18 protein-coding genes are annotated in these 24,559 nt (G+C 72.3%); 14 read left to right on the top strand and 4 right to left on the bottom strand.

Annotated elements, in window-relative coordinates:
* Window positions 1–11 precede the first annotated feature (11 nt).
* The 5 genes from OG322_RS35605 to OG322_RS35585 are packed head-to-tail and all read left to right on the top strand — an operon-like array spanning window position 12 to window position 5,134.
* Window positions 12–1,586 (top strand): ABC transporter substrate-binding protein, encoded by a 1,575-nt coding sequence (locus OG322_RS35605; RefSeq protein WP_329307467.1) that lies wholly within the window; start codon window positions 12–14, stop codon window positions 1,584–1,586.
* Complete coding sequence (locus tag OG322_RS35600; protein ID WP_123467277.1) at window positions 1,586–2,578, top strand: ABC transporter permease; 993 nt, start codon at window positions 1,586–1,588, stop codon at window positions 2,576–2,578. Before OG322_RS35605 ends, OG322_RS35600 begins: the two co-directional genes overlap by 1 nt.
* Window positions 2,575–3,480, top strand: coding sequence for an ABC transporter permease (locus tag OG322_RS35595; protein WP_123467279.1), 906 nt, complete (start codon window positions 2,575–2,577; stop codon window positions 3,478–3,480). Before OG322_RS35600 ends, OG322_RS35595 begins: the two co-directional genes overlap by 4 nt.
* A complete protein-coding gene (locus OG322_RS35590) occupies window positions 3,477–4,304 on the top strand; it encodes an ATP-binding cassette domain-containing protein (protein ID WP_123467281.1) in 828 nt (275 codons plus the stop codon). The genes OG322_RS35595 and OG322_RS35590 overlap by 4 nt, the downstream gene beginning before the upstream one ends.
* Window positions 4,301–5,134 (top strand): ATP-binding cassette domain-containing protein, encoded by an 834-nt coding sequence (locus tag OG322_RS35585; RefSeq protein WP_123467283.1) that lies wholly within the window; start codon window positions 4,301–4,303, stop codon window positions 5,132–5,134. The genes OG322_RS35590 and OG322_RS35585 overlap by 4 nt, the downstream gene beginning before the upstream one ends.
* Before the next feature lie 44 nt (window positions 5,135–5,178).
* Here the strand turns inward: OG322_RS35585 and OG322_RS35580 are convergent, their stop codons facing one another.
* Window positions 5,179–6,135, bottom strand: a complete 957-nt coding sequence (locus OG322_RS35580) for an ROK family protein (protein WP_329307466.1) — start codon at window positions 6,133–6,135, stop codon at window positions 5,179–5,181.
* 41 nt (window positions 6,136–6,176) lie between these two features.
* Here OG322_RS35580 and OG322_RS35575 point away from each other — a divergent pair, with 41 nt between their 5' ends.
* From OG322_RS35575 to OG322_RS35565, 3 genes are read left to right on the top strand one after another with little or no spacing between them, the layout of a single operon-like run.
* Complete coding sequence (locus OG322_RS35575; RefSeq protein ID WP_329307465.1) at window positions 6,177–6,980, top strand: creatininase family protein; 804 nt, start codon at window positions 6,177–6,179, stop codon at window positions 6,978–6,980.
* Window positions 6,981–7,021: 41 nt separating this feature from the next.
* Window positions 7,022–8,149, top strand: a complete 1,128-nt coding sequence (locus OG322_RS35570) for a mandelate racemase/muconate lactonizing enzyme family protein (protein WP_123467289.1) — start codon at window positions 7,022–7,024, stop codon at window positions 8,147–8,149.
* On the top strand, window positions 8,146–8,565 hold the full coding sequence (locus OG322_RS35565; RefSeq protein WP_329307464.1) for a RidA family protein: 420 nt from the start codon (window positions 8,146–8,148) through the stop codon (window positions 8,563–8,565). The genes OG322_RS35570 and OG322_RS35565 overlap by 4 nt, the downstream gene beginning before the upstream one ends.
* 206 nt (window positions 8,566–8,771) lie before the next feature.
* On the opposite strand, the gene OG322_RS35560 is transcribed toward OG322_RS35565, so the two are convergent.
* Window positions 8,772–9,473: a hypothetical protein gene (locus OG322_RS35560; RefSeq protein WP_329307463.1), complete on the bottom strand. Its 702-nt coding sequence runs from the start codon at window positions 9,471–9,473 to the stop codon at window positions 8,772–8,774.
* Entirely contained in the window at window positions 9,470–13,540 is a 4,071-nt protein-coding gene (locus OG322_RS35555) for a CHAT domain-containing protein (RefSeq protein WP_329307462.1), read from the bottom strand. Before OG322_RS35555 ends, OG322_RS35560 begins: the two co-directional genes overlap by 4 nt.
* A gap of 734 nt (window positions 13,541–14,274) precedes the next feature.
* Between OG322_RS35555 and OG322_RS35550 the strand changes: the two genes are divergently transcribed.
* From OG322_RS35550 to OG322_RS35540, 3 genes are all read left to right on the top strand, one after another.
* Window positions 14,275–14,748 (top strand): DUF6643 family protein, encoded by a 474-nt coding sequence (locus OG322_RS35550; protein ID WP_123467297.1) that lies wholly within the window; start codon window positions 14,275–14,277, stop codon window positions 14,746–14,748.
* 518 nt (window positions 14,749–15,266) lie between these two features.
* Window positions 15,267–15,875, top strand: a complete 609-nt coding sequence (locus OG322_RS35545) for an Rv1733c family protein (protein WP_123469550.1) — start codon at window positions 15,267–15,269, stop codon at window positions 15,873–15,875.
* A 150-nt stretch (window positions 15,876–16,025) separates the two neighbouring features.
* The gene (locus OG322_RS35540) at window positions 16,026–18,458 is read left to right on the top strand and encodes a right-handed parallel beta-helix repeat-containing protein (protein WP_329307461.1); all 2,433 of its coding nucleotides are present in this window, start codon (window positions 16,026–16,028) and stop codon (window positions 18,456–18,458) included.
* Here OG322_RS35540 and OG322_RS35535 read toward each other — a convergent pair.
* Window positions 18,418–20,814: a hypothetical protein gene (locus tag OG322_RS35535; protein WP_241200468.1), complete on the bottom strand. Its 2,397-nt coding sequence runs from the start codon at window positions 20,812–20,814 to the stop codon at window positions 18,418–18,420. The genes OG322_RS35540 and OG322_RS35535 overlap by 41 nt on opposite strands.
* A gap of 185 nt (window positions 20,815–20,999) precedes the next feature.
* On the opposite strand from OG322_RS35535, the gene OG322_RS35530 reads away from it, so the two are divergent.
* The 3 genes from OG322_RS35530 (at window position 21,000) to OG322_RS35520 (ending at window position 24,529) form a co-directional block, all read left to right on the top strand.
* Window positions 21,000–21,842 carry a DeoR/GlpR family DNA-binding transcription regulator gene (locus tag OG322_RS35530; RefSeq protein WP_329307460.1) on the top strand — a complete coding sequence of 281 codons (843 nt, stop codon included), beginning with the start codon at window positions 21,000–21,002 and terminating at the stop codon, window positions 21,840–21,842.
* Window positions 21,843–21,923: 81 nt separating this feature from the next.
* Window positions 21,924–22,376, top strand: a complete 453-nt coding sequence (locus tag OG322_RS35525; RefSeq protein WP_123467303.1) for an SRPBCC family protein — start codon at window positions 21,924–21,926, stop codon at window positions 22,374–22,376.
* A 149-nt stretch (window positions 22,377–22,525) separates the two neighbouring features.
* Window positions 22,526–24,529, top strand: a complete 2,004-nt coding sequence (locus OG322_RS35520; protein WP_329307459.1) for a hypothetical protein — start codon at window positions 22,526–22,528, stop codon at window positions 24,527–24,529.
* The last annotated feature ends 30 nt before the right edge of the window (window positions 24,530–24,559 follow it).

The following is a 24,559-nucleotide window of genomic DNA, read 5'->3' as shown; positions in this document are numbered from 1 at the left end:
TGTGTTGTCCAATGGAACGAATACGTGGAGGAGAAGGCGGCCCTCGCGCCGGCTGCTCCCGCCGCTCGGTACTGCGTGCGGGCGCTCTGGCCGCCCCAGCCCTCGCCGCCCCCGCCCTGCTGACCGGGTGCGGCGCTCCGCCCGCGGACGCCGCCGGCAACGTCCTGCGGGTCTCCCAGACCGGGGACCCCAAGACGATGGACCCGCACAAACAGGGTGACATGACGTCGATGAACGCCCTGATCAACATCTTCGACACGCTCACCACCCGGGGCCGCGACAACACCCTGCAGCCGCGGCTCGCGCTCTCCTGGAAGGCCGTCGGGCCCAAGGTCTGGCGGTTCGAGCTGCGGCGCGGCGTCGCATTCCACAACGGCGAGCCGTGCGACGCCGAAGCCGTCCGGTTCAGCATCAAGCGGCTGCTCGACCCCGCGACCAAGTCGCCGATCGTGGAGCTGCGTTACGTCGAGGACGTCAGCGTCGTCGACCGCTACACGGTGGACCTCCACACCTCGGTGCACGACCCGATCCTGCCCGCGAAGCTGTCCCTGTTCGGCGGTGTCGTGGTACCCCCGCGCTACCTGGACAAGGTCGGCGACGAGGGCTTCGCCGCGCACCCGGTGGGCACCGGCCCCTTCGTGTTCCGGCGCTGGCAGCGCGACCACGAACTGCGGCTGCGCGCCCACGCCGGCCACTGGCAGGGCCGCCCGCACGTCGACGAGCTCGTCTTCGTCCCCGCCCCCAACTCGTCGTCGGCGCTGGCCGCGCTGCAGAGCGGCGGCGTGGACATCGTGGCGGGCATGACCCCGGACGCCGCACAGCAACTGGCCGGATACCCGGGGGTGCGGATCGACCACCACACCGGCATCCGCACCTCCTACCTGTCGCTCGACACCCTGTCCGCCGGGCCGTTGCGCGACCGCCGGGTCCGTCAGGCGATCAACCACGCCGTCGACGTACCGCTGCTGATCAAGGCGGTGCTCGGCGGCAACGCCACCGAGGTCCCCGCGATGATCCCGCGCGGAGCGTTCGGCTTCGACGAGTCGGTGAAGCCCTACGTCCGTTCCGCCGCCAAGGCCCGCGCGCTGCTCGCCGAGGCCGGGCACCCCGACGGCATCAGCACCTCGCTCACCGCCTCCAACATCGACGCCAACGTCGCCGAGGCCATCTCCGGCCTGCTCGCCCATGCCGGGGTGCGCGCCAAGGTGGACCTGCTCGACCCGGGCACCTACGCCCAGCGCCTGACCTCGGACAACCGCGGCGCACTCGGCCCCATGTACCTGGCCGCGTCGACCGTGTGGACCCTGGACGGCGAGAGCATGCTCCAGTCCAACGTGCGCAGCGACCGGCGCCAGAGCCGCTGGCACAACAAGCGCGCCGACCGGCTCGTGGACGCCGAGGAACTGTCGGTGGAGCCCGCCGTGCGACGCCGCGCCTTCTCCGGCCTGCAGCACCTGATCAAGGACGAGGCGCCCTTCGTGCCCCTCTACCAGATCGACAACATCTACGTGCACAACACCCGGCCGAGCTGGACGCCCGGCGCCGCCGGAGTCCTCGACATGGCGAGCGCGAAGGTGGCCGTGTGATGAGCCAGTCCCTGACCGTGTCCACCAAGTCCGCCGGTCCGGCCGAAGCGCCGGGCAGCCGCGTCCTGGCGGTGCTGCGCCCGGCCGCCACCCGCCTGGGGACCGCGGTCCTGGTGCTGCTGTGCACCGCGACCGTCGTCTTCTTCCTGGTGCGCCTGTCCGGCGACCCGGTGAAGGTGATGCTGCCGCCCGACGCCAGCGCCCAGCAGGAGAGCGTGCTGCGGCACAGCCTGGGCCTGGACAAGCCGCTGCTCAGCCAGTACCTCGACTACCTGTGGGGCCTGCCACGCTTCGACTTCGGCAACTCCCTCTTCTACAGTCAGCCGGTCCGCGAGGTGCTGGCCGACCGCATCCCGGCCACCCTGCTGCTCGCGGCGGGCGCCTTCGTGGTGACCCTGCTGATCGCGCTGCCCGCCGGGACGATCGCGGCCATGCGCCGGGGCAAGCCCGCCGACCGGGGCGTCATCACCGCCGTGCTCCTCGGCCAGTCCACCCCGCCCTTCTGGATCGGCATCCTGCTGATCCTGGTGTTCGCCGTCGGCCTGCACGCGCTGCCCGCCTCCGGGTACGGCACATTCGCCCACCTCGTCCTGCCCTCGGTCACGCTCTCCGTCTACTCGGTCGCCGTCGTCGCACGGCTGTTGCGCTCGTCCCTGATCGACGTGCTCGGCTCCGACCACATCCGTACGGCCCGCGCCCGCGGCCTGGGCCCCGTGCGCACCGTGCTGCGGCACGGCATGCGCAACGCGTCGCTGCCCGTGGTGACCGTCGTCGGCCTGGAGGTCGGCAGCCTGCTCGGCGGCGCGATCCTCACCGAGCAGGTCTTCTCCTGGCCCGGCGTCGGCCAGCTGACCGTGCAGGCCATCGCCAACCGCGACTTCCCTCTGGTCCAGGGCACGGTGCTGCTGTTCGCCGCCACGTTCGTCGTGGTCAACCTGCTCGTGGACCTGTCCTACGGCCTCCTCGACCCGAGGGTGAGGAACTCCCGATGACCACCACCGCCCCCGCACCCACCGCCGCCGTCGCCCCTGCGGCCGCGAAACAGCCGTCCGTGTGGCGCTCCCTGCTGCGCAGCCGGCTCGCCGCGGTCGCGCTCGGCTTCCTCGCACTGATCATCGTGTGCGCGCTGTGCGCACCCCTGATCGCGCCCGCCGAACCGAACGCCCAGAACCTCCTCGCCCGCCTCCAGCCGCCCGCCTGGCAGTCCGGCGGCAGCACCGCCCATCTGCTCGGCACCGACCAGCTCGGCCGCGACCTGCTCTCCCGCATCGTCTACGGAACCCGCGTCTCGCTGCTCGTCGGCGCCGGCGCCGCCCTGCTCGCGGGCGTCATCGGCACTGTCGCGGGCCTCGCCACCGGCTACCTCGGCGGCTGGACGGACCGCGTCGTGATGCGGATCGCCGATGTCCAGCTCGCCTTCCCCGCGATCCTGCTGGCGCTCGCCGTCGTCGGCTTCGTCGGTTCGGGACTGGGCTACGTGATCCTCGTCCTCGGCATCACCGGCTGGGTGTCGTACGCCCGCGTGGTGCGCTCCGAGGTGCTGTCGCTGCGCACCCGCGACTTCATCACCGAGGCCCGGGCCATCGGCGTCAACGACCTGACGATCATGCGACGGCACCTGCTGCCCAACGTCATGGCACCGCTCGCCACCATCGCCACCCTGCACATCGCGGCCGCGATCGTCGCCGAGGCCTCGCTCAGCTACCTGGGCCTGGGCGTGCCGAAGGAGACGGTGACCTGGGGCGGCATGCTCGCCGACGGACAGCTGTACCTCGGCACGTCCTGGTGGATCGCCGTTTTCCCCGGTGTGGCGCTGATGCTCACCTCCCTGGCCATCAACATCCTGGGCGACGCGCTGCGCGACGTCGCTGACCCGAAGGCGTACCGCCGATGACCCACTCCCCCGATGCCCCGGACGCCGTACCCGTCCTCGAATTCCGGGACCTGCGCGTCGACTTCGAGCTCGCCTCCTCCACCGTGCACGCGGTGCGCGGTGTGAACCTGTCCGTCGCCGCCGGTGAGACCCTCGCCGTCGTCGGCGAGTCCGGCAGCGGCAAGTCCGCCACCGCCCTGTCCGCGCTGCGCCTCAACCCGGAACCGCCGTGTGTGTACGCGGGTGGCCAGGTCCTGCTCGACGGAATGGACGTACTGGCCCTGCGGGAGCGGGAGTTGCGCAAAGTGCGCGGCGCCGGGATCTCCATGGTGTTCCAGGACCCGATGACCAGCCTCGACCCGCTGCAGCGAGTCGGCGCCCAGGTCACCGAGGTCCTGCGGCTGCACGGCGGTCACACCCGCGCCGCGGCGCGGCAGGCGGCGCTGACCGCGCTCGACGAGGTCGGCATCCCCGACCCGGAACACCGCTACCGGCAGTACCCGCACGAACTGTCCGGCGGACTGCGCCAGCGCGTCATGATCGCCTCCGCGCTCGTGGCCCGGCCCCGCGTGCTGATCGCCGACGAGCCGACGACGGCGCTCGACGTGACCGTGCAGCGGCAGATCCTCGAACTCCTCGTGCGGCTGCAACGCCGGCACGGCATGGCCGTCCTGCTCATCACCCATGACCTGGGGGTCGTCGCGGAGACCGCCGACCGCGTCGCCGTCATGCGGCACGGCGAGATCGTCGAGACCGGGGACGTGGACCAGGTCTTCGCCCGTCCCGCCGCGGAATACACCCGCAGCCTGCTGGCCGCCACCCCCCGACTGGAGCCCGCCGCATGACCACCAGCGACCTTCTGGAAATCAGCGGACTGCGCAAGGAGTTCCCCGGCCGGCCACCGAGCGTCGCCGTCGACGACGTCTCCCTCACGGTCCGCAAGGGAGAGACCCTCGCCCTGGTCGGCGAGTCCGGCTGCGGAAAGACGACCCTGACCCGGCTGCTGCTGCGTCTGCTGGAACCCACGGCGGGCAGTGTGCGGTTCGACGGGACGGAGCTGCTGTCGCTGACCGGCACCGAACTGCGGCCGCTGCGACGGCAGATGCAGGTCGTCCTGCAGGACCCGTACTCCAGCATGAACCCGCGCATGCGGATCGCCGACATCGTCGGGGAGCCGCTCGTCACGCACGAGGAGTGGGCGCGCGGGCGGCGCGGGCGGGCGGCGGTACGCGACCGGGCAGGTGAACTCCTCGACGCCGTCGGCCTGGACGCGAGCATCCTGGACCGCTATCCGCACGAGTTCTCCGGCGGGCAGCGCCAGCGCATCTCCATCGCCCGGGCCCTCGCCCTGGAGCCGCGCCTGGTCGTCCTCGACGAGCCGACGAGCGCGCTCGACGTGTCCGTGCAGGCCCGCGTCCTGGACCTGCTCGCCGAGCTCCAGGAACGCCTGGGTCTGACGTACTTCTTCATCTCCCACAACCTGGCCGTCGTCGGACAGATCGCCGACCGGGTCGCCGTGATGCGCCAGGGCCGCATCGTGGAGAGCGGCACCGTCCGGCAGGTCTTCACCGACCCGCAGGATTCCTACACCCGACGGCTCCTGGACGCCGTGCCGGTCCCCGATCCGTCGCGGGGCCGCCGCATCCGGGCGGCGTCACAGGACGTCCCGGCATGACCTCGCGCACCCCGGCGCCCCGGCGGGCACTGCCTGTCGGGACCCTAGCGCCCCGACAGGACCAGACCGGCCGCGCCGAGCAGCGCGCCGGTGTCCGCCGCCTCGCCCAGCACCACGGTGGGCGGCTCGCCGCCGCCGAGCACATCGGCGCGCAGCAGGGTCTCGACCAGCTCCCGGAACGGCTCACCGCCGTCGAGGGCCTCGCCGTGCAGCACGAACAGGCCGCAGGCGAAGAGCTGCTGGACGGTGGCGAGGCCGAGCACCAGGTTCTCCGCGTACCGCACGACGAGGTCTCGGGCGGCCGGGTCGGGCGAGGCGAGCAGCGTGCCCGGCGAGACACCCCGCGGGTCCACGCCGAGCCGGGCGGCGCGGGCGCGCAGCCAGCGGGTCGTCGCCACGGTCTTCCAGCAGCCGCGGCGTCCGCAGGTGCAGGCATCTCCGCTGGCGGTGACCGTCATGTGGGCGCCGCTGCGGCCGCCGACCGGGGCGAGCACCTGACCGTCGTAGAGGATGCCGACGCCGAGCACCTCGCCGGTCGCGACGGACGCGAAGGAGCGCCGGCCGCGGCCCGCGCCGAACCAGCGGTCCCCGAGGACCTGGACGCGGGCCCGGTGCTCGACCTGGACGGGCGCACCCGCCAGCTCCCTCAATCGGTCCGCGACCGGGTAGCCGCGCAGCGCGGGCGCGTCGTTGACCTCGACGATCCGGCCCGCCACCGGGTCGACCACCCCGGCCGCGGCCACGCCGACGCCCAGCGGGGCGCGGCCGGCGAACACCGCCGCCGCCTCCCGCAGCGCCGCGTCGACCACGCCCGGGTCGGCGCTGCGCGCGTCGAAGCGGGCCTGCGCGCGTTCCCGTACGACTCCGGTGCGCTCCAGCAGCGCGGAGCGCACCAGACCGGGCAGCACCTCGACGGCGCCCAGCACACCGACGCCCCGCCCGGCCGGATCGTCCGGCCGCGGATCGGGTACCAACCGCAAAGGAATACGTTCATGCGCCATGCGCCGACTCTGTCATGCCCCCGATCCGGGGAGACAGCGGCATGACCCATCGGAATCTGACCGAGAGCACCTGGCGCGAGACGCGCGCCGCGGCCCCCGACGCGATCGCGGTCCTGCCGATCGGCTCGCAGGAGCAGCACGCCGAGCACCTGCCGATGGGCACGGACACGATGCTCGCGGACGCGGTGGTCTCCCGCGCGCTGGCCGTCCTGGAGGAGCGGGCCGCCGCCGGTGCGGACGTGCCCGACCTGGTCCGGCTGCCGACCCTGCCGTACGGGCACAGCCCGCACCATCTGTTCGCCGCCGCACTGACCCTGTCGGCGCCGGTGCTCGGCACGGTCCTGGACGAGCTGCTGGACTCCCTGGCCGCCTGCGGCTACCGGCGGGTCCTCGTCGTCAACGGCCACGGTGGCAACGACGAGATCATGCGCCTCGCGGTCAAGCGGTTCGCGCTGCGCGCCGACGTGACCGCGGCGGCCTGCTCGTACTGGACACTGACCGACACCGGGGAGCCCGAGGCGGCCCCCGAGGACGACAGGCACGCCGGGCTGGTCCCCGGGCACGCCGGCTGGTTCGAGACGTCGCTGATGCTGGCCGCCCGTCCTGAGCTGGTGCGGGCCGAGCGGGCCGAACGCGAGCCCGTGGACCCGCCGCCGCTGTTCGACAAGCCGCCCCACCCCGGTCTGACCGTGGAGCGGCACGGCGAGTGGGAGCGGGTGGGCGGCTCCACCGACGACGCGTCCGGCGCCGACGCCGAGAGCGGAACCCGCCTGCTCGACCGCCGCGCCCGCGGCCTGGCGCGCGCGGTGCTCGCCTTCGACGCCGCCACCCGCCCCGGCGCGTGACCCGCGCCCGCCCTGCCCCCACCGAGAGGAACCCGCACCCCATGAAGATCACCGAGGTCGACGTCCACGTCGTCAACCTGCCCCTGGTCAACCCGTTCACCAGTTCCTTCGAGACGAAGACCGGGGAGACGCGCACCGTGGTGCACGTCAGGACCGACTCCGGCATCGAGGGCTGGGGCGAGACGATGTGGGGCCGCCCGGTCGCCGCGATCGTCCGCGACCTCGCCGAGGACCTGATCGGGACGAGCCCGTTCGCCCTGGAGTCCTTCCACCGCCGCCACCACATGGTGCCCTTCTTCTACGGCTACCTCGGCTACGCGGCGCTCGCCGCGCTCGACGTCGCCTGCTGGGACGTCATGGGCAAGGCCACCGGCCAGTCGGTGACCGACCTGCTGGGCGGCCGGATCCGCGACGAGGTGCCGCTGACCGCGCTGATCACCCGCGCCGACGCGCCCGGCGCCCGCGCCGCGGACCTGCCGGGGGCCCTCGCCGAGCACGCCGGGAAGGTGGTGGCCGAGGGCGGCTTCACCGCCGTGAAGCTCAAGGGCACCACGGACGTGCGGGGCGATGTCGCGATCCTGCGCGCGGTGCGCGAGGCGCTGCCCGCGGTGAACCTGCGCGTCGACCCGAACGCGGCCTGGTCGGTGCCGGACTCGGTGCGCGCCGGTATCGCCCTGGAGGAGCTGGACCTGGAGTACCTGGAGGACCCGTGCGTCGGGATCGAGGGCATGAGCCAGGTCCGCCAGAAGGTCCGTATCCCGCTGTGCACCAACATGTGCGTGGTGCGCTTCGAGGACTTCGCACCCGCGGTGCGGCTCGGCGCGGTCGACGTGATCCACGGTGACGTCTACAAGTGGGGCGGCATCGCCCCGACGAAGGCGCTGGCCGCGCACTGCGAGACGTTCGGGCTCGGCATGAACCTGCACAGCGGTGGCGAACTCGGCATCGCGACGGCCGCGCACCTCGCGGTGGTGGCCTCGACGCCGGTGCTGTCGCGCGCCATCGACTCCATGTACTACCTGCACGCGGACGACATCATCGAGCCGCTGACGCTGGAGAACGGACGGCTGCGGGTGCCGGACGGACCCGGTCTGGGCGTCACCGTGGACGAGGACAAGCTGCGCCACTACGCCGACGTCAACGCGCGCGAGGGGGATCTGACCCGATGAGCACAGCTCCCCGCTCCGCCGCGGCCCCCGTCAAGCGTGCCGTGCACAGCGACCGCACGCCTCCGCCGGCCGGCGGCTACAGCAAGGCGATCGCCGCCGGGCCGTACCTGTTCACCTCGGGCCTGGGTCCGCAGGACCCGGACACCGGAGCGGTGGCCGACACGGTGGAGGAGCAGACCCGCCAGGTCCTGGCGAACCTCCGTGCGCTGCTGCGGGCGGACGGCCTGGACCTGGACGACGTGGTGAAGTCGACGGTCCACCTCCACCATCTGCACCGGGACTTCGCGGCGTACGACGAGGTCTACCGGGAGCACTTCGGCGACCCGCGCCCGGTGCGCACCACTGTCGGCTCGGCCCTGATGAACATCCTCGTGGAGATCGACGTGGTGGCGTTGCGGCGCGACCCGGCCGCCTGAAGCCGGGCCACCTGCCGCGGACCGGCAGGTGCTGAGCGAAGGAGGGGGCCGGGGCCGTCGTGCGAGGGCCCCGGCCCCCTCCTTCCGAGGTTCGGTTCACGGACGCTTCGATGATCGAGAAGACGGTCGGGGTGGGCACGACGCGGCCTGAGGGCCGCTTCCGCCGCCCTCAGGCCGATGGCCGGTCCGGCCGTCGTGCCGTGATCTCACTGATCGGTCTGCCGGCGCAGATCGATGGTCCGCAACGCGGCGGGGAGATCGGCCCGATAGGGAATCAGGCCGAAACGCCGATGCCTGATGGTGGCTGCAACCGTCACGCGGGCCTGCACGGGAGCGCCGGCGACGGCCTTGACAATCACCGTGAAGGCCTCGTCGCCGATCAGGGGGTGCCGGCTGGTCGGCCGGATGCGCCATTCCGGGTCGCTGTCCCTTTCGCCCATTCCGATGACGCAGAGGTCCTCCCGGCCTTGTCCGGGGGTGAGTTCGAGGCTGGACTCGACGATCGCGAGCTTGGCGCTGAGCGCGATGGTGGTCGCTCGCTCCACCGGGTGGGAGCGCTTCTTGGGAGAGATCGACCAGGCGATCGGCTGCCGGTCGGCGGGCTCGTCGGGGGACTCCAGGAGAACGCCGACGGCAGCGTCGGTGAAAGGGTCGCCGTTCGCCGGTGGGCGGAAGGCACACGTGAGGCTGAGGAGGAGATAGTCGCTGTACGAGGCCTCCGCGGTCAGAAAGCTGAGCCACTCGGCCTCGCCTGCGGCTGCTTCCTGGGCCGTCAGGGGGTGGGCGACGGCGGTACTGAGGGATACCCGGCCCGCGACGCGGTGCCGTGGGGCAGGCGATTGCAGCCGGGGCACCTCCACCAGGTCGATCTCGTGGAGCGGGGCCGGGGGCAGTTCCAGCTGGGTCACGCGGCAGCTCCGTGGTTCGAATCCGAAGGGCGCCAGTCGCCGATGAAGCAGAACGAGCCCCAGTCCCGGAACGCCGGGTGGCGGGCGCGGACAGCCGACTGGGCGGCGCGGAAGGCGGCCCGGCGGTCCGGTGTGCGCGCGAGGCGCTCGTAGAGCGTCCCGAAGAACTCCGTGGCCACTTGAGGGTGGACCGGCCACAGGCACCCGATGACGGCCGAGGCGCCGGCGGACAGGAACGCGGCGGGCAGACCGCGCAGGTTGTCATTGACGTCGAAGCGGCCCAGAGCAGACTCACAGGAACTCATCGTCACGAGTTCGACGCCCCGCAGGTCGGCCCGGAGAACGTCGTGGGCGAAGACGCGACCGTCGTTGTCGGGATCCGGTGACAGGAACAGGCACTGGTACCACGACGCCCACTCGTTGTGCGCCCCGTGCGCTGCCACGTGGACGTGACGTGCGTCGGCGAGTTCGGTGAGCAGGCGCCGCGGTGTCGCCGCGGCACCCAGCACGGCCTGACCGCCCATGGCCTCCGCGACCTGGGCGGCATGCGTTTCGAGGTCGTCCTGAGCGAGCAGGCCGTGCCGGGCTCCCCCGGCCGCGGCTGCGAAGGCGACGAGTCCACGCCCGGGCGGACGGTGACGGCCGGGCACCGGAGTGCGCAGGAAGCCCAGGCTCAGCACCTGCGTGACGGTCCAGTCCTCGGCGAGGGGAGCTCCGTTGACCTCCAACAGGTGGTACGGGAGGTAGTGCAACGGACCGTTGGGCCAGATGCACACGTGCCGCTTCCCCTGGGCCCGCCAGCGATCCAGGGAAGCGGCGAAGCCCCCCAGATGCGGGACGCTGTCCTCCCTGAGCTGCCTCTGTGCCTCACGGCCGGCCGGCCGGTGCAACGGGTCCGCGACGACGGCGTGCCGCAGGGCCGCGACATGAAATGCCACGGGGTGGGCGGAAAGAGTGTGCGCCGCGCGCGTGAAGCGGATGAGTCCGGCTTCGAAATTCGACAGGAGCACGGTGTGGTGCTCCATCTCGTCCCGGGTCATCGCCAGTGCGGACAGCGAAGTCACCGGCGCCTCGGAACCGTCCCGGTGGGCATGGCCGAGATACAGCGAGAGCAGCACCGTGTCCTCGGTCAGGAGTGCCTGCAACTCGTCAGGGAACATCATCGGCATCCGGTCGATCGAGCCGGTGGCGAGGAGTTCCTGACTGATCCAGCGGTCCGCGGCGCGCTGCATGTTGCGGTGCTCTGCTGCGGCGTCACCTCCGGGTTCGGACTCACCGGTGCCCACGTAGAAGAGCATGGCGTCCTCGGCGCTCGGCAGTTCGGGCTCGCTCAGTGGTCCGGACAACTGCGGCTCTGCCGCCCTGATGCGGGCCAGTAGTCGCGAGAGCCTGGTGGACGGCTCGAACGGACCGGGCCGCGTGGTGATGACCGTGAAGTCAAGGCCCTTGGCAGCTTGGTGAATCGCCAGCATCAGGCCGTAGGAGATGGTGGGGCCGCTCATTTTGAGGACCAGCTGTTGGTACAGATCGCGAAGCTTCCAGCCGACGACCTCGTCGACGCCACCCCGCAGCCATACAGAGGCGGGGATCAGTGCCGCCACGGCTGCGTCGGCACTGCTCTCGTCAGCCGCCAGTGCACTGCGCAACGCGGCATCGAGGCTGTTCAGCGCCATATCGGTCTGGCCGCACACGGCGTGGGCGGCAGTTGCGTCGGCGAAGTGACGCGCGGCGAGGGCCTCCTGCCCCGTCCCTGACAGGCGCAGCGCCGTGTCGTAAGAGAGCGTGCCGTTGAGATACGCCAGCGCCGGACCGCACCGGTTGCACAGCTCCGGAGCCAGCTCCCGCGCCTCCTCGATCAGCGTGCGGCCGATGTCCTCCTCGTCGCCTCCCCGGGCGTGCGCCGCGAGATGGATGAGGGTCGCCGCCCGCTCCTGGGGCGACCAGCCTTCTTCGTCCGCGCGTGTACGCAGATGCTCCGTGGCCTCTGCTACTCGAATGAGCCCTTCGAAGCAGCCGAGGCGATTCTCCGCCAGACAGTGCACTTCACTGGCCCATCGGCGCCGTCGGTAGGAATCCCTGGGCAGGTCCGGCAGTTCGCGGTCAGTGGCCTTGAGCAGCTGGAACTCCAGGTCGGGCCGGCGGGCCTCCTCGGCAAGCGTGAGCGCCTCGGCCAGGACGCTCGCGGCCTCATGCACCCCCTGCCGTTCCCGGACGGCGGCCAGCGGCAGAGGCAGCACGTCCTGAAGGTCGCCCGGCAGCGCGAGCTCGCCCACCAACCGCAGGATTCTCAGCAGGTACAGCTGGGTGAGGGGATCTCGGACCGGGTCCAACAGGTCGAACGCCTCACGGGCAGCCGCCCTGATCTCCTCGTCGTACGACTCCTGCTTCAGACCGGCGACCAAGGACAGCGCTTCGGCCAGCGCTTTGAGTACACGCGCCCGGTTGTGCTCGCGCGACAGGTCAGCCGCCTCGCGCAGATACGTGAGTGCCTCCTCGGCCGCGGCCAGCGGGGGAGGCATCTCCGCGGATTCCGCTGCAAGGGAATCGTCGAGGTGGACCGAGCGGTGCCGAGCCCGGCGCTCGCGCCACAGATCATGGGCCGACTCGAAGGAGAGTCCCGACATCTGTCCCACATAGGGGCTGACGCGCAGCAGCCCCGCGGCGAACAGCGTCTCCGCGAGTTCGGCGATGTCCTCCGCGCGGTCGCTGCCGCGCAGAACGGAGATCTGCTCGTCCGCCACCGCACAGGCGCGGCGGAAGAGCAGCCCGTCGGCCTCCTCGATCAGCGCAAGCCGTCCTGCTTCGACGTAGGCATCGGCCGCCCACCACCACGGCGTGCCGTGTCCGGGACCCCAACGGAAGCGCGCAGCCTCCAGAGCCAGGGTCAGCGCCGACACCGCATCGTGCGGCGCGCCGGCCGCCACGAGACGCATGGCCCCGGACACCACGGAGCCCATGGCGGCCTCCGAGAGTTCGAGGGACGGGTCCTTCACCCGGCGTACGGCCTCGTTCTCGGAGACCACACGCGCCGAGAGCCGCGCAGCGAGATGGACCAGGAATTCGGCCTGGCGGCGTACCCCGGCATCGTCCGGACGGTCCGCCCGCTCGCCCTCGGCCGCATGGGCGTTCTTGACCAGCGGGACCATGGTGGCCCTGCTGACGCGGGACGTCCGCTCGAGAAGGAGTTTCATGACTCTGCTCAGGTTGGCCAGGTGTGGCTCGCGATCAGCACCCTGGGTGAGGTCAACCGCGCGGCGCAGCCAACTGACCGCTTCCCTCAGCACCGGTATGAGGCTCTCCCCGTCACCCTCGGTCTCTTCCGCTGCTTCCACGCGACGACCGAGAGCGGAACCGAGTCCGGCCGCCGCACTCGCATACGTGGGCGGGTCATCGGCAGCGTCCGCGAGAGCATCCCGATAGGCCCTCTCGGCGCGGGTGAGATCCGCGTTGTCGCCCGCGGCATCGAAGCGTCGCACGAGGGCCTCGGCGAAGGAGCGTCCGCGTCCCGCGCGGCGCGCAGCGGACGGCTCCGGGAGAGCCGCGACGCGGCCCAGCAGCTCCACCGCGGCGTCTGCGTCCGCACTCCGTTCCGCCGCGGGGCGGCCGGGGAAAGCCGCGCGTTGATGGTGCGCGAGACCGCGGAGGGTGTCCCGGTACGCGTTGTCACTGCTGTCGGCGACGGTCCGGATCACGCTGATGGCCTGGTCCAGGGCGGCGATGTCGCCGTTCTCCTCACCGTCGATGATCAGATCTGCCGCATGTTCCAGCGGGTCGCTCCACGGGTGGTATGCGGTCTCATCGGCGAGCCGGGGCCACAACTCGCGGGGCACTCGCCGGTGATCGACCAGGTAGAGGAGTCCGAATACGCCGATCGCTGTCTCCAGGTCCCGGGCGGCGAGGTCCTCGGCGGCAAGGGCGTCGGCGGCGAGGGCACGTCTGTGCGCCAAGGACCGGGCCCAGTAGAACGCGGCAATGGTGTGCAGCACATCGGGGTCGGCCGCTTCGGGGCGCCTGTCCACCGAAGCGAAGAGTTCCGCCGCGACAGCCAGGGCATCGCTTTCGAGCACGACTCGGGGGTCCCCACCGCCACCGAACTCCCGCACACGAGCAGCCAACTCGCTATGACGCGCGTCCTCCACGAATCCCCCGTCCGTTGGAGTGCTCATCGTAGTGAAAGCAACACGCGTAGCCGAGACGAGTCATCGGCCCAGAGGCTCGCGCAGTCCTCCGAAAGGCTTTCCCGGCAAACGCGAGTCACACCCGGCGGACCGCGTGTGCGGCACCCTGCCGTACGCGCGGCACTCATCTCGCTTTGGCCAAGCGCTATTCGCGTCCTGCCCGAGTTCCTCGGTGTTGTTCCGGTTCACTGTCGGAGGCTGCGGTGGTACGGAGCCGACCGAAGAAGGTGCGTGCACCCTTGTTCGTGGGCCGGAACGAACTTCCCCGTTCCGGCGTTGGGAGTGAGGTGCGGACGGGAGCAGGCCGCGCCAGGGGCGGATGTGCTCCCACAGCCGGCGGCGACTGGCAGTCCACGGTTGCCATCGGTGAATCATGATGATCGTAAGGTCCAGTCACTCCGGAGGCAAAGTCGTCCGTCCTGACAAGTGCCACACGGGCGTCACCCCTTAGTGGCTGGTCCGTCACTTCTCGTTGGCCACCGGCCCGTCCAGCAGAAAATCCCCTCTCTTAACGGAGCCTTTAACAATGTCTTGGCAGGTCAGGAGGGCAGAATCAGCGTAAAACGGATAACCCCAAGATTGGGGCTCCCCAATCGGCACATCGTGGGCTTAACTTAGGTGGCATGACCTCCCCTCGCTCCACCTACGGCGGCGGCTACTACGCCGCACCGTCGTTCCCCGACACTCCGATCTACGACTCGCTGGTCGCGGAGCGGGGCACCCCTCAGATCGCGCCGATCCGAGTGCCTGCCGCCTACGACACGGGCAACAGCTATCTGCCGGCGCTCCCGGCGGCCCTGCCGGCTCTCCCGGCGGCGCCTTCCCAGCCCGCTCCGTCGTACGGCTACCCGCAGCCGACGCCGCAGCAGAGCTACGCGCCGATGCAGCCGGCGCATCTGCAGCACGCCCCGGCGCCCTACATCCCGCAGCAGCCGGCCGCCGGCCGCGGCGGCTACCAGTCGCCGCCGCAACAGCAGCAGCGGCCCGCGCCGGGTACCGGCTACGAGTCGATGCGTCCGGCGTCACCGCGGCCGGCTCCCGCGCAGTCCCCGTACGAGGACCCGTACAACCGTCCGTACCAGGGCCGGGGGTACTGAGGAGTTCCGAGCGAGCGGGTACTGCCGCGCAGGCGGCGGGCTTTCCGCGGTGACTGGCAGAATGGCCGCATGCGTCCTGCCATACCGAGTGCCGTCCACATCCATCCATTTGGAGTGCCGGCGGCACGAGCGACCGGCGAAACCGCAGTCGAGCCATGGGGACTCGACGGCGGCCCTCGCCGGATGCCTGCCGATGCCGGCGGCAGGGCTGTGACGCGACGTCAGCAGCGGATCATGCCAACGGTGCCCGCCGCCTGCCCGCCGGGCGGCGGGGCCGGTTCGTCCGCGCCGGGGAGCACGGTTCCGGCCGTGGAGGTCCCGGGGGCGCGGCGCACGGCCGTCGTGGCGCCGTCCGGTTCGGGGACCCGGTGCGAACCCCGGCCGAACGGCCCCTCGTGGACGGGAACTCCCGGGGACGGTTGCCGCGTTGGACGGGGTGGGGTTGCTCTCTCCTCGCTTCTCCGGCGCGCGGACCGCACCGTATCGGGTTAAATCGGATACGGAAGGGGGTGCAGACTGTGCGGGCACTTTCGGGAGTCTGGCGTTGGCGGCACAACCCCCTGCGCCGCGCCACGGACCGGCGCGAGGCATGGGTCGCCCTGGCCGCGTTCGTGCTGCTCGTGCTGGCGGCGCCGGCGTTCGGCTGGTTCTTCGGATCGCGCGCCGACGACGCGTTGCAGGAATCCGTGCGGGCCCAGCAGGCCCGGAGCCGTCCCACCACCGCCGTCGTGGTGCGCCGCGCGGCCGGTTCACAGCACTTCGTCGCCGACCCCGAGATCTCCGCGGACCGGACGGCCCTGACCACGGTGCTGGCACGCTGGCACGCACCGGACGGCACGGTCCGCAGCGCCACGGTGACGACCGCCTCGCGCAACACCGCACCCGGGGCCCGGGTGCGGATCTGGACCGACCGGGAAGGGCATCCCGCGCTGCGCCCCATGGACGCGCCGACGGCGCACACCCATGCCGCACTCGCCGGGTTCGGCGCCACGATGCTGGCCGCCCTGCTGATCGAGACCGGACGGCGTCTGATCGTATGGCGCATGGTGCAACAGCGGTACGAACGGCTCGACCGGGCATGGGCCAGGGCCGGTCCGGACTGGGGCAGGACGGGCACCGGCAGCTAGGGTCGTGCTGATCGGGTCAACTCCCGCCCTCCATGCGCGCTACGGTGGACCGGCCCGCCCGTCACTTCGGCAGGCGGACCCTGGATGGTCACTGCCGCGAGGCGGTGACCCGGGCATCACACACGCACGAGGCGGGGGCACGACAGCGCCATGGCACAGGGCACGGTCCAGGTGACGCACACCGGCACATCGCGGTGGCGACGCCGCACTGGCGAATACGCCTCCCTCACCGCGGCGCTGGAGGCAGCGGCGGACGGTGATGTGCTCACCGTCGCGCCGGGCACCTACCGGGAGAATCTGGTCATAGCCCGCGCGGTGACGCTGCGCGGGCCGGAGGGCTCCCTCGGATCCGTCCGGATCGCCCCCGTCGACGGCGTACCGCTGACCCTGCGCGCCTCCGCCGTCGTCCAGGACCTCCATGTGGAGGGCCAGGACTCGGCGGCCCCGGCCCTGCTGATCGAGGAAGGCGCTCCGGAACTCGCGGACCTGCGGATCGTGACCCGCTCGGCCGCCGGTATCGAGGTGCGTGGTGCGGCCCGGCCGACCGTGCGCCGCTGTACCGTCGACAATCCGGCCGGCGTCGGCATCGCCGTACTCGACGGCGCGGGCGGTGTGTTCGAGGAGTGCGAGATCGTCTCGGCCGGACAGTCCGGTGTCTCGGTGCGCGACGGCGCACATCCCCGGCTGGAGCGCTGCCGCATCCACCACTCCGCGGGAGCCGGTCTTTCCGTCACGGGTGAGGGCAGCGGTCTCGAGGCGGTCGGCTGCGAGATCTACGAGATCAAGGGCAGCGGAATACAGGTGGCCGCCCGCGCCTCCGCCCACCTCACCAACTGCACGGTGCACCGCACGTCCGCGGACGGCGTCACCCTCGACACCGACGCGGTGCTGACACTGGCCGACTGCGACATCCACGACATCCCGGAGAACGCCGTGGACCTGCGTTCGCGCTCGGTCCTCACCCTGACCCGCTCCACGGTGCGCCGGTTCGGCCGCAACGGGCTCTCGGTCTGGGACCCGGGCACCCGTGTCGATGCCAACCAGTGCGAGATCCACGACAGTACGGGTGACTACCCGGCGGTCTGGGTCAGCGACGGGGCGACCGTGATACTGGACTCCTGCCGCGTCCACGACGTGCCGGACGCCATCTTCGTGCTCGACCGGGGCTCGCGCGCCGACGTCGTGGACAGCGATCTGTCCCAGATCCGCAACACGGCGGTGTCGGTCAGCGACGGGGCGACGGCGCAGCTCGACGACTGCCGGATCCGGGAGGCGTCCACCGGTGCCTGGTTCCGCGACCACGGGAGCGGCGGCACCCTGAACAACTGCACCATCGACTCCGCCCAGACGGGCGTGATCGTCACCAAGGGCGCCGATCCGACGATCGAGCGCTGCACGGTCACCTCGCCCGCCGAGGCCGGTTTCTATGTGTCGGCCGAGGGCCGCGGCACCTTCCACGGCTGCCGGGTCACCGGGAGCGAGGGCTATGGCTTCCATGTGATGGACGGCTGCCGCACGACGCTCACCCGCTGCCGGACCGAGCGATGCGCCCGCGGCGGCTACGAGTTCGCGGAAGGCGGTTCGCACGGTGACGGGTCCGGTGTCGGTCCGGTCGTGGAGGACTGCACCAGTGACGAGAGTGCGCTGCGCACCGCCACTCCCCCGCCGCCCACGGTCCTGACGGCGACCCAGACGACACCGGGGCTGCTCGGCGGGGTCCCGGCGCCGCGTACGGTCGAGCCCGTCGCCGTGGCGGAGCCGGCCGAGCCCGCGCGCACGTCCGGGGCGGTACTGGGTGAACTGGACACCCTGGTCGGCCTCGACAGCGTCAAGCGCGAGGTGCGCGCCCTCACCGACATGATCGAGGTGGGCCGGCGGCGCCAGGAGGCCGGGCTCAAGGCCGCCTCGGTCCGCCGCCACCTCGTCTTCACCGGCTCCCCCGGCACCGGCAAGACCACGGTGGCCAGACTGTACGGCGAGATCCTGGCCTCCCTCGGCGTGCTGGAGCGGGGCCATCTGGTCGAGGTGTCCCGGGTCGATCTGGTCGGCGAGCACATCGGCTCGACCGCCATCCGTACCCAGGAGGCCTTCGACCGGGCGCGCGGCGGGGTGCTGTTCGTCGACGAGGCGTACGCCCTGTCCCCCGAGGACTCCGGCCGGGACTTCGGCCGCGAGGCGATCGACACGCTCGTGAAGCTGATGGAGGACCACCGGGACGCGGTGGTCGTCATCGTCGCCGGGTACACCCACGAGATGGAGCGGTTCCTCACCGTCAACCCTGGTGTGGCGTCGCGTTTCTCACGGACCATCACCTTCAGCGACTACGAGCCGCAGGAGTTGCTGCGGATCGTCGAGCAGCAGACCGAGGAGCAGGAGTACAGCCTGGCCTCCGGGACCGACGAGGCGCTGCTGAAGTACTTCACCGAGCTCCCCAAGGGGCCCGCCTTCGGCAACGGCCGTACGGCCCGTCAGACCTTCGAGTCGATGGTGGAGCGGCATGCGAGCCGGGTCGCCCAGCTCGCCGAGACGAGCACGGACGACCTCACGCTGCTGTATCCGGAGGACCTCCCGGAACTCCCTTGAGCTCCCGGCGGCGCTCATCGGCCTCGGCCTGATGGGGCAGGAGCGGGGCCAGCCGCTCCAGGAGCGCGGCCCGCTCCTGGGCGAAGACCGGGTCGGCCTGGTAGTCGGAGTGGCCCAGCACCGGCTCGGGCAGCGGGTGTTCGGGGGTGCGCCCGTATACCAGCGGGTCCTTCAGCGGGCCCCGGTCCACCTCGGGCCCGGACTCCTCGCCGAGCCGGACCTCGCCGCCGATCGGGTCGGTGGCCCGCCACAGATTGCGCCAGCAGTGCACCGAGCGGTGCAGTCCGTGCAGCTGGGCGGGGCCGAAGTAGGCCGGGAACCAGCGCCCGTAGAGCCGCTCGATCGGTGAGCCGTAGGTCAGCAGGGCGACCCTGCGACGGGTCTCTGCGGGCAGTTGCCAGACCGCGGACGCGGCGAGGACGCTGCCCTGGGAGTGGCCGGAGATGACGAGCCTGCCGCGGGTCCGTGCGGTCCAGCCGGACATGCGTGAGGCCAGGTCGGGGACGGCGCGCTCGGCGTAGCAGGGCGGCGCGAAGGGGTGTGCGGCGCGCGGCCAGAAGGTACCGACGTCCCAGAGGATGCCGATGGTGCGCCGGGCGGAGGCGTCCCGGTAGGCGCGCCGGCCGCAGGCGACGAAGACCAGGAATCCGAAGCCGATCATCCAGGAGCCGGTCGACTGCGCGGCCTCGGCCACCGATTCGACGAAGGGGCTGCTGCCGTCCATCGCGAGTCCGGGAACCTGTCCGCTCGCCCAGGCCCCGCCGACCGCCGCGGCGCCGAGCAGCAGGGCGGCGCCGGAGACCAGGCCGACCATGCCGGGCGCGGAGTCGGTGAGCGCGGCCGTGGCGCGGGTCCGGGCGATCTGCTTGGTACGGGCGGGGTCGGGCCGTACCTCCTCGTACTCCGCGTCGACCACGGGCTCCAGCCGGCGGGCGGTGAGGTAGGTCCGTACGCCGAGCGCGATGCCGGGAACCAGGAGCAGCACCAGCAGCACGGGGATGACGGAGGCCTGCCAGCTGAGCAGCACCGGCGGGCCGTCGATGACGGCGCTGCGGCCCATGCCGGGGCTGCCGGGACCGTCGAGCCAGTCGGCGACCCGCTGGGCCACCCCGCCGGTCATCACGCCGCCGAGCGCGCAGGCGAGCATCGCGACCGCGGGGCCGCCGAGTCCGTGCATCACGGTGCGCGGTTCGGGGCTGCGCCGGTACAGGCTCCACGCCACCGCGGCGAGGACGACGACGAGGGCCCCCTGGGCGAGGGTGACGACGCGGAACGTGATGTCACCGGGGAGCGTGCCCGCTGAGGCCCAGCCGGGACGGGACCAGGCGGCGTGCACCGAGGCGAGGACGAGCAGGATCAGCGCGGCCCCGGGCAGGTAGGTGATGACGGCGCGGTCGAGCCGGTTGTCGAGGCGTCGTTCGCTCCGGCCGCGCCGGCAGACGACCCAGAGCACCACGAGCATCCCCAGGACGAGCAGCGCCTCGATCAGCCGGCCGTACACCGCGGGGACCGGGCCCTCGGCGGCACGGTCGTGCCGGGCCGTGGCGCCCGCGACCGAGGCGGTGACGGTCAGGAACCCGGCGGCGGTGTGGGCGGCGCGCAGCCGGGCGACCAGCCGGCGCCCGAACCAGAATCCGGGGCGTCCGAGCGCGGGCCGCAGGGGCGCGGCGGGCGCCGCTCCGGCCTCGGGGGCGGAACCCGGCTCGCCGTCGTCCGGGACGGTGCCGGTCAGCGGACGCTGGGACTCGTAGGCGCTCCAGGTGCGGTTGGACAGGTACCAGAGCAGTCCCACCAGCGCGGTCGGCACCAGCGCGGCGAGCGCGAGCCGGCGGCCCGGCTGGGACCACCAGCCGCCCTGCGCAGAGGACAGGAAGCCCAGCCACGACCGCTGGTCGGAACAGTCCGGCACACCGGCGCACTGCCAGGCCGTCAGATCGAGCGCGACCTCGCAGGCCGCTGCCGTCAGCAGGACGGTGAGGCTCAGCGCGACGAGCCGGACGAGCGCCCCGTAGAGCCGGATGGTGCGGGGGCGGCCGGTGGCGGCCGGGCGCATCCAGTGGGCGAGGTTGATCACCATGAACGGGAGCAGCAGGAGCCACAGCGCGCGGGAGCCGTTGCCGGACGTGAGGTTGGACCAGCAGTAGGCCTCGGGGATGGGCCGGTCCCGGTACCGCTCGGGGTGCTGCTCCGCGTCGATGTCACCGGAACGCCGGTAAATGGCGGCGGTGGCGTCACCGGTGACCCGGACCGTGCGCGGGTCGACGAGCATCTCCTGGGGCGTGGCTCCCCCCACGCCGTGGACCAGCAGTTCCAGCGCTGGCCCGGTGCTCTGCGGGGCCTGGGTGGGAGGTGGCACTGGGGTGACTCGCTCTCGGAGGGGGAAATGCGGCTGACGGCCGGTCACCGGAATCGCGGCTGAGCGAGGGTGTCCGTGGCGCTCTTACGGAATCTCCCCAGTGCAGCGGCCCACGACACCGCGTGGCAGGATAAGCCCGTCCGAACAGACTCCAGCACGACCAGAGGGAAGGACCGGACCCGGCGTTGGGCGAGAATCAGAATCTGCTCGCGGAGCAGCGGCGTGCGCTGATCCTCGACGAGGTACGCAGGCGCGGCGGGGTCAGGGTCAATGAGCTGACCCGCAAGCTGAGCGTCTCCGACATGACCGTCCGCCGGGACCTGGACGCGCTGGCCCGGCAGGGTGTCATCGAGAAGGTGCACGGCGGCGCCGTTCCGGTGGTCGAGGCGAGTACCCACGAGCCCGGTTTCGAGGCGAAGTCGACGCTGGAGCTGACCGCCAAGGAGGACATCGCGCGGGTGGCCGCCGCGATGGCCGTGCCCGGCAGTGCGATCGCCCTCTCGGGCGGCACCACGACGTATGCGCTCGCCCAGCACCTGCTGGATGTACCGGACCTGACGGTGGTGACCAACTCGGTGCGGGTCGCCGATGTGTTCCATGCGGCGCAGCGTCCGGGATCGCCGGGCGCCCGGCCGGGTGCCGCGACCGTGGTGCTCACCGGTGGGGTGCGGACGCCGTCCGACTCGCTGGTCGGCCCGGTCGCCGACCAGGCGATCGTCTCACTCCACTTCGACATGCTCTTCCTCGGTGTGCACGGCATCTCGGTCGAGGCGGGCCTGTCCACGCCGAACCTGGCGGAGGCCGAGACCAACCGCCGTTTCGTCCAGTCGGCGCGACGTGTGGTGGTGGTCGCCGACCACACCAAGTGGGGCACCGTGGGGCTGAGTTCGTTCGCCACACTGGAACAGGTGAACACGTTCGTCACGGACGCGGGGCTGTCGGATGAGGCCCGCGAGGAGATCGAGGAGCATCTGCCCGGTCTGGTGGTCGCGGGCCGGGACGCGGGCAGCGAGCCCGCGCGGGGCTGACCGGCGGGTTCCGCCCCGCCTGCGGTGGGGCCCGGATTCCGCTCCGCTCGCGGCGGAGACGCCACGGCCTAGGATTGTGCTGTGGCCGTCTTCCGCATCGAGCGCTTCACCCCTCTGCCCGCAGCCGAGTCCTGGCGCCGGGTGACGGACTGGGAACGGCACGCCGCGCATGTCCCGCTGACGACGATCAGGGTGCCCGCCGGGCTGCCGACCCGGGCCGGGACGGTCTTCGTGGCACGCACCGGAGTCGGTCCGCTGGCGTTCGACGATCCGATGGAAGTGGTCCGGTGGTCACCGCCGTCCGGCAGCCGGGCGGGGATGTGCCGCCTGGAGAAGCGTGGCCGGGTGGTGCTGGGCCGGGCATCGATCGACGTGTATCCCACCCATGCCGGCTCCCATGTGGTGTGGGTGGAGGAGCTGAGTGTCCGGCTGCTGCCGAGGTGGGGTGATCCGTTGCTCTCGGGCGCGGGGCGGCGGGTCTTCGGCCGGGTGCTCGACTCCATGCTCGACCGGCCGGCGCAGGGGTATCGCTGACCGGTGGGCACGCGGGTGCGGGCACCTCGTTCGGCCGGCACGTCTGCGGCCGCCGACGGGTGCCTTGAGCAGGTGATGTGACCGTCACACGATCGAGTCGTTTGTCGGTGTGACGGTTTTTGCCTACGGCTCGGAAGGCACCCGAATTCATGCCGATCCACCAACCGCAGCAGCGGTCCTCCGGCAGCAGCGAACGCCCTGGCGTCCCGCAGGCCGAGGCCGCGCTCGTGGAGCACTATCCGCGTCTCGTGCGGCTCGCCTATCTGGTGCTGCCGCCCGCCCTCGGCCGGCACCGCAGGGTGCTCGCCGCCCACGCCTCCGTGCAGCGTGCGCTGCCCGGGGTGCGTACGACGCCCGAGGCACCGGCGCGCGCCCGGGTTCCGGCGCAGACCCGCGGCGCGGCGCGACCGCCTGCTCCGGATGACGGCGTGACCTGCGCGTACGCCTGGATGCGGTTGCGGGTGCTGCGCACCGCGCTGGCCCACGAGCGGCGGCCGCGCTGGTGGCCGGGGCGGCTGCCGGCACCTGCCGCGCTGCGCCCGTCGCTCCCGGCCGTCTGGGGCCTGCGGCTCTTCCCGCGTGCCGGTGGAGCGGCCGAACTGGCTCTGGACCAGGAGCTGTCGGCGGTTCCCGCAGCCGTTCGGGCGGCGTTCGCGCTGCGGCTGCTGGAGGAGCTCGACGAGCCCGAGGCGCAGGCCCTGCTCGCGCGGGCGGGTGCCCGGGACCCGGCGAGGGCGGTACGGGCGGCCAGGCGGCTCGGGGCCGGCGACCGGGCGGGCGCCGAGACGCTGCTGCGCTCCGGGGAGTTCGACCCGTGCGCGCTGCGGACGCGCCCGAGCGATCTGCTGCGGCGCCGACACCGGATGCGGGCCGTGGCGGGCGTCGCCGCGCTGTGTGTGGTGGCGGGCGGCGTGGTCGCGCTGGCCGAGGAGGGCTCGGCGGTCCGTCTCCCCGCCGGCCGGAGCGTGTTCGCACCCGCCCTCGATCCGGCGGCGCTGCTGCGTACCGCCGCCGAGGAGTGGGCGGACACCTCACGCGTCGACTTCACCGCGTGGCCGGCCCGCGGCGACCGCACCGAGGACCGGCAACTGCTCGGCCGGGCGCTGCGGATCTGGGGCCGTACCCCGCGGGGCACTCCTGTCTCGACCACGCCCGGGGCGCTCCCGGTGCCCCCCGCCCAGCCGCCGCGACTGCTGTACGCGGGGGACGTGGACGGTGCCGCCGTGGTGCTGTTCCACGACGGCGGGGTCCGGGTGGTGCGCTACGCGGAGCCGCTGTCCGGGTCCGGCACCCCCGCGCTGGACTTCGTCCGCACCGATGACGCGGATGTGACGACGGGCGCGGCCGTGGTCGTCAGCCGCAGCGGGGACCGTGCCCGCTTTCTGCTGGCGCCCTGGATCTCGCAGACCACGACACGCGATCTGCTGAGGCCGAACACTGCGGCACGTGCGCTGATGGTAAGGGCGGACGGCGTCACCGCCGCCGTTGCGCGTCCGTCGCCCGGCGGCAGTTGTGACTCCTGGCCGGTGATGCAACTGCGTTCCTCCGAACGCATCGTGGAGAAGCACGCCTTCCTCGTCACCGACCTGGGCGATCCCGCCCCGGTGCATCTCACGTTCACGCCGAAGCCGGGCGGCGGCGCACCCGCACGGCAGCCGAGGGAGGCGACGGGTGGCCCCGCGCTGCTGAGCTGGGCGCGCACGGCGTGCTCACTGCAAGCGCTGCGCGGCACCGGTGTCCGCGCGGTCAACAACTGGGACTTCGCCGAGCAGCGCCTCCCGGAGGGCGGTGCCCCGGCCCAGTGGGTCTGCACCAGGGCGGACACCTGGCAGGGCCCCGGACGCGTTCTGGTGCAGTTCCTGGGGCCCGACCCGTCGCTCACCGCACCGGGGACCGTGGTGGGCAACGCGCGCGACACGGCGTTGTGCAGCCGGTTCGGTCAGCACGTCCTGGGGGGCACGCACTGGAGGGCGCCTTCGGGACGGTGGTACGTGCTGGCCGCGGGTAGCCGTGCGGTGAGCCGTATCGAGGCCACCGGGGCGGTCCGCGAGACGGCGGCCGGGACGACGCTCGCGGTGCGGGCGCCGCGGAACGCGTCGGTGGAGCTGACGGCCCGGCTGCGGGAGGGCGGCTCACTCACAGCGGTGCGCTGACGCGGGGTGCCTGCCGCGCGCACGGCCCGA

Source organism: Streptomyces sp. NBC_01260 (assembly GCF_036226405.1).
Classification (GTDB): Bacteria; Actinomycetota; Actinomycetes; order Streptomycetales; family Streptomycetaceae; genus Streptomyces; species Streptomyces laculatispora.
The sequence above is the reverse complement of the archived record's forward strand: the minus strand, read 5'-3'. Positions and strand labels throughout refer to the sequence as shown.

Coding starts and splice junctions, on each gene's coding strand:
- OG322_RS35575 (WP_329307465.1), top strand. CDS start 6,177: ATGACCCATCGGAATCTGACCGAGAGCACCTGGCGCGAGACGCGCGCC.
- OG322_RS35540 (WP_329307461.1), top strand. CDS start 16,026: ATGGCACAGGGCACGGTCCAGGTGACGCACACCGGCACATCGCGGTGG.
- OG322_RS35550 (WP_123467297.1), top strand. CDS start 14,275: ATGACCTCCCCTCGCTCCACCTACGGCGGCGGCTACTACGCCGCACCG.
- OG322_RS35520 (WP_329307459.1), top strand. CDS start 22,526: ATGCCGATCCACCAACCGCAGCAGCGGTCCTCCGGCAGCAGCGAACGC.
- OG322_RS35565 (WP_329307464.1), top strand. CDS start 8,146: ATGAGCACAGCTCCCCGCTCCGCCGCGGCCCCCGTCAAGCGTGCCGTG.
- OG322_RS35585 (WP_123467283.1), top strand. CDS start 4,301: ATGACCACCAGCGACCTTCTGGAAATCAGCGGACTGCGCAAGGAGTTC.
- OG322_RS35590 (WP_123467281.1), top strand. CDS start 3,477: ATGACCCACTCCCCCGATGCCCCGGACGCCGTACCCGTCCTCGAATTC.
- OG322_RS35580 (WP_329307466.1), bottom strand. CDS start 6,135: ATGGCGCATGAACGTATTCCTTTGCGGTTGGTACCCGATCCGCGGCCG.
- OG322_RS35570 (WP_123467289.1), top strand. CDS start 7,022: ATGAAGATCACCGAGGTCGACGTCCACGTCGTCAACCTGCCCCTGGTC.
- OG322_RS35600 (WP_123467277.1), top strand. CDS start 1,586: ATGAGCCAGTCCCTGACCGTGTCCACCAAGTCCGCCGGTCCGGCCGAA.
- OG322_RS35605 (WP_329307467.1), top strand. CDS start 12: ATGGAACGAATACGTGGAGGAGAAGGCGGCCCTCGCGCCGGCTGCTCC.
- OG322_RS35595 (WP_123467279.1), top strand. CDS start 2,575: ATGACCACCACCGCCCCCGCACCCACCGCCGCCGTCGCCCCTGCGGCC.